The 7,081-nt window shown below is 67.7% G+C and carries 7 protein-coding genes; all 7 read right to left on the reverse strand.

What is annotated here, in order from left to right; translation table 11 throughout:
• A partial coding sequence (locus tag EB084_16340) for a hypothetical protein (GenBank protein NDD29826.1) occupies window positions 1-1,038 on the reverse strand: 1,038 nt, incomplete at its 3' end.
• Between the two features lie 50 nt (window positions 1,039-1,088).
• On the reverse strand, window positions 1,089-1,781 hold the full coding sequence (locus EB084_16345) for a dTMP kinase (GenBank protein ID NDD29827.1): 693 nt from the start codon (window positions 1,779-1,781) through the stop codon (window positions 1,089-1,091).
• A 124-nt stretch (window positions 1,782-1,905) separates the two neighbouring features.
• Window positions 1,906-3,456 (reverse strand): AAA family ATPase, encoded by a 1,551-nt coding sequence (locus tag EB084_16350; protein NDD29828.1) that lies wholly within the window; start codon window positions 3,454-3,456, stop codon window positions 1,906-1,908.
• A gap of 69 nt (window positions 3,457-3,525) precedes the next feature.
• Complete coding sequence (locus EB084_16355; protein NDD29829.1) at window positions 3,526-4,965, reverse strand: decarboxylase; 1,440 nt, start codon at window positions 4,963-4,965, stop codon at window positions 3,526-3,528.
• Between the two features lie 2 nt (window positions 4,966-4,967).
• Window positions 4,968-5,765, reverse strand: a complete 798-nt coding sequence (locus EB084_16360; protein ID NDD29830.1) for a hypothetical protein — start codon at window positions 5,763-5,765, stop codon at window positions 4,968-4,970.
• A complete protein-coding gene (pdxT, locus tag EB084_16365) occupies window positions 5,762-6,376 on the reverse strand; it encodes a pyridoxal 5'-phosphate synthase glutaminase subunit PdxT (protein NDD29831.1) in 615 nt (204 codons plus the stop codon). The genes EB084_16360 and pdxT overlap by 4 nt, the downstream gene beginning before the upstream one ends.
• A partial coding sequence (gene pdxS / locus EB084_16370) for a pyridoxal 5'-phosphate synthase lyase subunit PdxS (GenBank protein ID NDD29832.1) occupies window positions 6,373-7,081 on the reverse strand: 709 nt, incomplete at its 5' end. The genes pdxT and pdxS, both read right to left, overlap by 4 nt.

Genomic DNA, 7,081 nt, shown 5'->3' on the forward strand with positions numbered 1-7,081 from the left:
AAGCGACAGGCGCCCCAGCAGCAGCGTGGTGTTGACGTTGCGCTGGACGTGACCACGGGCTTCGTCGATGGCCGTCATGGCCGACCGCGCCCGCTCCGGTGCATAGCGCGAGGCACTGCGGCGAAGCGCGTCTGCTCGGTCGAGGTTGATGAGACGCGCGTCGTCGAGACCGTGGGAGATCCAGCAGACATCTCGGAACCACGCCCCCAGGAAGGACAGGATGTGATCGAGGGCCTGCCGCTTGTCGCCATCGATGAGGCCCCCCAGCTGCTCGCCCACGGTCAGGGCCGTGCCCGCGTCTGCCCGCGCCAGCGACTCCGCCGCGTCGAGGATGCGGCTCCGCAGCTGCCACAGCGCTTCATCGCGCAGAAGCTTGAGGGCAAAGCCCGGACGCCCCTCGCTCAGCGACGCGGCGAGAGCGGCACGGGCTGCATCTGAGCAGCGCGCAGAGAGCCAGTCGGCCATGACGTCCTGCGCGACCGGGCCGAACCGATGCACCTGTGACCGAGACAGAACGGTCGGGAGCAGCGCACGCGTGGTGGGCGCGATGAGGATGAAGGTCTGCTCGGGGCGAGGCTCTTCGAGGGTCTTGAGCAACATGTTCATGCATGTCTCGTTGAGCAGATGGGCCTCGCTGAAGAGAAAGAGGCGATGCTCGGCCTCGAGCGGTGGGAACGCGGCGGCCCGGATGACGTGATCGATCTGCTCGGCCACGATCTGGGTGCGCTCCTCCCTTCGTCTCACCTCGTACACGTCAGGATGGGTGCCGCCCAGCACCTTGCGACACCCCGCGCAGTCGTCGCAGGGCGCGTCGGGGCTTCGACGATCGGTGCAGAGCAGAAGGCGCGCATACCAGATCGCGCAGGTGCGCTTGCCCACACCTTGAGGGCCGGCGAACACGATCGACTGCGGCGGGCTGCCCTCTTCCAGCTTGGCCGCAAGATGCGCCAGCAACGGGGCGTGGCCGAGCACCCGCGCTTCGGTCACCTCATCGGCGGTCGGCGCGGGCGCCGATCTCACCACCGCTCGGCCTGCCATGGCCTATACCCGTCTCAACCGCTGAAGTGGTGCGCGCCCCTCCTGCGACACTAGAGGGTCAGCCCCGGCATCTCGAGGCGGTCCGGATCTCCCCAGTTGCGTGCGATCTCGCGCATCACGCACTCGAAGACCTGTGACCACAGCACATCGAGGGGCTGGGCCGCGTCGAACTTCCGGAAGCGCTGGGGCTCTTCATAGGCGATGTCGAGGTAGCCCTTGCGAACGCGATCGTAGAAGTCCATGGTCTGGCGCTCGAGCCGATCCGGGAGCTGCTCTTCGATCTGGCGGCGGTCACGTACCCGTGACATGGCGTGGTAGGGCTCGAGATCAAAGAGCAGCGTGATATCGGGGCGGCAGTTCCAGGCGGCCACCTCATTCACCTCACGCACCATTGCCAGGTGCATCTCGCGCCCGTATCCTTGATAGGCGAGCGTGGCGTCGGTGAAGCGATCGGAGATGACGATCTTCCCTTCCCCCAGCGCGGGTCGGATGACCTGGTGCAGATGCTGTGCTCGAGACGCCGCCATCAGCAGCAGCTCGGTGAGCGGCGCCATCTCCCCGTGCGCGGGATCGGTGACGATCGTGCGCAGCTTCTCTCCGATGGGGGTGCCACCCGGCTCACGCGTGAGCACGACCGGGTAGCCCTTCTCCTTGAGCGTCTCGAAGAGCCGAGCGGCATGTGTGCTCTTGCCCGCGCCTTCAATGCCCTCGAACGTGATGAAGAACCCCTTGCTCTCTCTCATGCCGTCGTCCTCTCGATTTGACGCGCCGTCTGCCAGATGACCGATGGCCCACGGGGACCCTCGGGTGCGAGACGCTGAATGGGGGCTTCGGTCTCCCGATGGCGTTGTCCTCGCGCAGACGACCTCATGCGCTGTCCTTGTAGATGAGCACCCGTCGTCGCGGCTCGGCGCCCTTGCTGCGGGAGCGCACCTGCGGATGCTGCTCCACCAGCTGATGCTGAAGCCTTCGGATGAGCGGTCCCTGCGGGCGCAGCTCGACCGGGCGGCTCCCATCCGCGAGCACGCTTCGAATCGCCTCTTCCGCCTCCCGCAGGGCCACCGCCTCGGCGTCGGCCGCCGGGACCCGGAACAGATGGCGCAGGGCCTCCTGGATCTGGGCCACGGTGTTCGAACGAATCACATAGACCGGCACGTTCTGCATCATCTTCTCGCGCAGGCGGCGCGATTCTCGCCGCTCGTGCCCCTTGAGCGCGAGAATCACGTCTGCCTCTTCCCAGCTGCGCACGATGCGCGCCGAGATCCCCAGGTCCTGGATGGCGCGCTCGATGCGATTCCGACTCACCGCGAAGGGCAGGATGCGGGCATTCTCGAGGCGCATCTCCGGCGGCAGCGGAAAGCGTGGCGGTGCCTCCGGCTCGTGCTGCAGCAGCAGATCGCGGTTGGATTCCTGTAGCACCTCGACGCGGCCCTCCGCGTCGCGCTGGCGTATCTCCGGACGCACCTCGGCGCCCCGCAAGGTCATGTCGACGACCTCTTCGACGTTGTCGTGGATCACCAGGGTGTGCTTGTCCTGGATCTCGATGATCACATCGAACGTGGGAGGCGCCATGCGCTCGAGAACGGTCTTCTGCGTGCCACGCCGTCGGGCTTCCTCGTCGCTCAAGGTGACCGACTGGATTCCACCGATGAGATCAGAGAGCGTCGGGTTCTGCAGCAGCGAGGCGAGATTGGTGCCGTGGGCCGTCGCAACGAGCTGCACCCCTCGCTCGGCGATGGTGCGGGCCGCATAGGCCTCCTGCTCGGTACCGATCTCATCGACCACGATGACCTCGGGCATGTGGTTCTCCACGGCCTCGATCATCACCGCGTGCTGATGCTCGTTCAGCGGCACCTGCATACGGCGGGCGTGCCCGATTCCGGGATGGGGCACGTCGCCGTCACCCGCGATCTCGTTCGAGGTGTCGACGACCACGACGCGCTTGCGAAACTCATCGGCCAGCACACGAGCCACCTCGCGAAGCATGGTGGTCTTCCCCACGCCTGGCCGGCCCAGCAGCAAGACGCTCCGACCCGACTCGATGATGTCGCGAATGATATGGATTGTGCCATACACGGCGCGGCCCACGCGAAGGGTGAGCCCCACGATCTCCCCGACGCGGTTGCGGATGGCCGAGATGCGGTGCAGGGTTCGCTCGATGCCCGCGCGGTTGTCCCGTCCGAAGGTTCCAAGACGCCCCACCACGTGCGCGATGTCGTCGCGGGTCACATCGGTCTCGTCGAGGAACTCGTAGTCCCCCGGGAAGCGCGCCTCCGGGCAGCGGCCCAGATCGAGCACGATCTCGATGAGATCGAGGAGGTGCTCGCGCTCGAGCAGCCTTCGCCGAGGCTCAGCCGGGATGATCTCGAGCAAACGCTCGAGATCATCGGTGATCTGCAGCGCCTGGTCTTTTTTCACGCGTCGTTCTCCTCTCTCATGAGCGTCCCCCGCGCGAGGGCCGGTGCGTCGCGTCGCAACCTCCGGATCTCATGCCACCACCTGCACGGTTTCAAGGGTGAGGTCGGCGCACCCCTGCAAGCGCAGCGACGAGACCTGCAGACCGCGAAGCGTCTCGGCCACCTGAGGGGTGATTCGCTCACCGTATGACACCACCGCCATCCCGGGGGGATAGGGGCACACCATCTCGGCCGCCACGCGACCCACGGCCTGTTCGAGCGGCACGCGCACATGGCGAGCCAGATAGGCCTCTCGGGGAGAGAGCGCGATCTCCGGTGCAATCGACGGGAGCCCCCCCGTGAACGGGCCTTCCGACGGCGATTCCGAAGTGACGATGGTGCGCACGGCATCGGTCACGCGAATCAGGCGCGCGGCGTCGACCTCGCCGCTCACCTGCGCGATGAGGGCCCGCGCATCGGCCAGCTCGACCTCGAGACCAACGTGACGGCGAAGCGCGGCGGCCATGGCGCGCCCGCTCCACCCGAGACGCGCGGCAGAGAACACGAGGCGGGTCTCATCGAACGCCGCGACTCCTCTGAAACGCTCAGCGCGCGTGCCGTCGGCAACGTCGACCCCCTCGATCGCAGCCAGCGCAGCGCGAGCCTGACGCGAAGCCTCGAGGGCGGCGCCCACGGATCGACGCCCGTGCAAGGCGCGCCAGCGGCGCGCACCATCGAGCGAGGCGAGCATCGGGTAGTAGGGACTAGTGGTGGTGAGCAGGCGCACCGCGGCCGACAGACGTGCTTCATCGACCCGATCGGTGCAGCGGTGGAGCATCGACGACCCGGAAAGCGCCCCGCAGGTCTTGTGGGTGCTGTTCACCACCAGGTCTGCCCCCAGGGTGCAGGCACCCGGCGACTGCTCGGGATGCAGCCCCAGGTGCGCTCCCCAGGCCTCGTCGACAAGCCGTATCGCGCCCTGGGGCGGGCGCTGGCTCGACCAAGGGAGCACCGCCACGTCCCCGTGGTAGGTGGGTCGTGTCGACACCGCCATCATGGCGTCGGCGGCCGCCCGCTCAAGCGCGTCCGGATCTGGCGGCACAGCGCAGCCGAAGATCGGATCGATGGGACAGGAGACCCAGATGGGGAGCGCGCCACTCAGGATCAACCCCTCCACCACCGAGCGATGACAGGCCCTCGGCACCGCCACCCGATCACCCTCGCGGCACACGGCAAGGAACGCCGCCTGTATGCCGCTGGTGGTGCCATTGACGAGAAAATGGGTCTGCCGCGCGCCCCAGAGCGATGCCGCCAGACGCTGCGCCGCATCGATGGCCCCCACGGGGGCCAGCAGATCGTCGATGCCCGGCACCTGGGTGACGTCGTGCGCGTACGCTCCTCTCCCCAGCAGCCCCAGCGTCTCCTCATCGGTCTGCCGCCCCTGCCGATGGCCCGGGCAGCACAGCTCCATCGGCTCGCGCGAAGCGTAGGCCGACAGCATCTCGACGATGGGCGCCCTCTCCTGCGACATGTCTATGGGTCGACCTCCCCACCGATGACGACATCGACCTCGTCACCCTCGCCGAGACCGAGAACCTGGGCGGCGCTGCCCATGGAGACAGACAGCTCGAGATGATCGCTGCTGCCCCAGAGCGCGAGCAGCGTGCCCGGCGCCACGTCACCATAGGTCTCGACCCGCCTGAGCCCTCGGCCTGCCGCACGGGCACCGACGACGACGCGTTCATCGACCTGTCGGCGATGCAGCGCGGTCACCAGGTTGCCAAACCGGTCGGCATGGATCACGGGCACGCGCAGCCCTCCCGCCACGGGCACCGGCGCGGGGGAAGGGAGACGCACGAGCTGCGCCACATCGATGGGATCCCCAAGATCAGCCGGCGCAACGCCCTGCGCCAGATGCGCCGCCACCGGAGCGAAGACGTCACGCCCATGGAACGTGGCGCTCCGCGCCGGGAGGAAGTACTGCGGACGCGTCAGGTGCCACGCACCCACGGGGGGATCGCCGTCGAGCGCCAGGGTGAGCAGGCCGTTGTCTGGCGCAACATAGCGCGCACGATGGGTCTGGACCACCACGGCCCGCCGCTCGGTGCCGACCCCCGGATCGACCACCGCGACGTGAATCGCGCCCGGTGCGAACCACTTCACCGCCGAAGCCAGGGCGAAGGCGCCCTGGCGCACGTTCTGCGGCGCCACATCATGGGTGAGGTCGACGAAGCAGGCCTGTGGAGCCCGCGAGAGCATCACCGCCTTCATGATGCCCACGTAGGGATCGTGTGTCCCGAAATCGGTGAGCAGCGAGATGACCGCCGTCACGAAGAGATGGGCACCGCCGCTCGGCACATCTCGACGAACAGCGCGTGAACGCGGCAGTCTCGCGTCAGCTCCGGATGGAACGAGGTGGCCAGCAGCGACCCTTGGCGCACCGCGACGGCGACCCCGTCGTGCCACGCAAGCACCTCGACCGCGCCGCCCGTCGCCACGATCTTGGGCGCGCGGATGAACACCGCCCTGACCACGGCCGGAACGTCGCCGCCCAGACGCATCTCGATGTCGGCTTCGAACGACTGCAGCTGTCTGCCATAGCCATTGCGACGCACGCGCACGTCGAGGCAGCCGAGATGCGGCTGCCCCTCGAGACCGTCATCGATGGCACGCGACAGCAGGATGAGACCCGTGCACGTGCCATAGACCGGGAGACCGCGCTCGATGCGGCGGCGCAGCGGCTCGAGCAGCGCGAAGCGCGTCAGGAGCATGCCCACCGTGGTGCTCTCGCCTCCAGGGATCACGAGCCCATGAACCCGCTCGAGCCCGTCGGCGTCGCGCACCTCGAGCGCGCGTCCGCCGGCGGCCTCGATGGCGCGCACGTGCTCGCTCACGTCGCCCTGAAGGGCGAGCACGCCGATGCACGGTGCGTCGGTCGTCACCACCCGCGGACCTGAAGCAGCTCAGACGGCTGAAGCGAAGAGATCTCGAGCCCCTTCATCGGGTCACCCAGGTTCCTCGAGACGCGAGCCAGAACGTCGGCTTCCTTGTGGAAAGTCGTCGCCTCGACGATGGCCTTGGCGCGACTCGCCGGATCAGATGATTTGAAGATGCCGCTGCCGACGAACACACCATCAGCACCGAGCCGCATCATGAGCGCGGCATCGGCCGGTGTGGCGATGCCACCCGCGGCGAAGTTGACCACCGGGAGACGCCCTTTCTCACGACACGCGAGTACGAGCTCGAGCGACGCACCGATGCTCTTGGCAAACGACGCAACCTCATCGTCGGGCATGCCTTGCAGACGGCGGATGTCGGCCATGATGGCGCGCATGTGGCGCACGGCCTCGACCACGTTGCCAGTTCCGGCTTCGCCCTTGGTGCGGATCATGGCCGCACCCTCGCTGATGCGGCGGAGGGCCTCGCCCAGATCGCGCGCACCGCAGACAAAGGGAACGCGGAAGGCGTTCTTGTTGATGTGATGCTGCTCATCTGCGGGGGTGAGCACCTCGCTCTCGTCGATGTAGTCGACGCCGAGCGCCTCGAGGATCTCTGCCTCGACGAAGTGCCCGATGCGCGCCTTCGCCATCACCGGAATGGTGACCGCGTCGATGATCGACTGCACCATGGCCGGGTCGCTCATGCGG

Source organism: Pseudomonadota bacterium (assembly GCA_010028905.1).
Taxonomy (GTDB): domain Bacteria; phylum Vulcanimicrobiota; class Xenobia; order RGZZ01; family RGZZ01; genus RGZZ01.